The organism is Aminobacter sp. P4_D5 (assembly GCF_056401815.1).
The window spans coordinates 1-783 of sequence record NZ_JBFUIP010000591.1 but is presented as its reverse complement, the minus strand read 5'-3'; the positions used below and the strand labels follow the sequence as shown (position 1 = coordinate 783).

Annotated in this window: 2 protein-coding genes; one reads left to right on the top strand and one right to left on the bottom strand. The window is 72.3% G+C overall.

Features of this window, described 5'->3' with window-relative positions; all coding sequences use genetic code 11:
* On the bottom strand, positions 1-426 hold a 426-nt coding region (locus AC1DWF_RS33710), incomplete at its 3' end, for a serine hydrolase domain-containing protein (protein ID WP_476842844.1).
* Between the two features lie 54 nt (positions 427-480).
* Between AC1DWF_RS33710 and AC1DWF_RS33705 the strand changes: the two genes are divergently transcribed.
* Positions 481-783 (top strand): PglD-related sugar-binding protein (locus AC1DWF_RS33705; RefSeq protein WP_476842843.1); only part of this gene is annotated, 303 nt, incomplete at its 3' end.

The window sequence follows — 783 nt, the reverse complement described above, 5'->3', positions numbered from 1 at the left end:
TGCGATGGCTCCGTCCAGCTCCGCCTCGGTCAACGGCGTGCCGAGGTCGACGCCGCCGAGACGGTTGAGCTCCAGCATGTCGCGCAGGCCGGAGGTGTTGCGCATCAGGTGGTCGAGCGTGATGCTGCCCAGGATCGGCGGCAGCTGCGGCAGGTGCTTCCGGACGGGATCGGCCGGGGCGAGCTTCCCCTCGCGGGCGAGCAGCAGGATGGCGGCGCAGGTGAACTGCTTGGAGACGGAGGCGATGCGGAAGGTGGTGCCCGGCCCGATGGGCACGCCCAGCTCGATCGAGGCCAGCCCGCCGGAGCGGTGCAGCAGCATGTTTCCGTCGCGCGCGATGCCGATGGTCGCGCCGGGCGCGGCGGCAGGCAGATCGAGCAAACGTTCCACGCGCCGTTCGAGACGGAGCAGTTCGAGATCAGCCATGCGCATGAATCCCCCCGGTCCCGCGATTTTAGGCACACTCCCGGCGATGGCGGAATGCGGGTCCTGATCCTCGGGGCCGGAGGCCATGGGCGCGCCGTCTGCGAGGCGGCGTGGGATGCCGGCTTCGAGGTGGCGGGGTTCCTGGACGGAAGGGCTCCCTTGCCGGATGTGCTGGGCCTGCCGGTCCTGGGCGCGGAGACAGCCCATGACGGCGGCCCCCTGCTGATCGCGCTCGGCGACAACGCCGCGCGGCTGGCCGCTGCCGGGCGGCTGGCTGCCGCTCTGCCCGTCCTCCTGCACCCCTCCGTGGTCCGTGCCCGCAGCGCCGAGATCGCCGAGGGCGCCGTGGTCATGCCC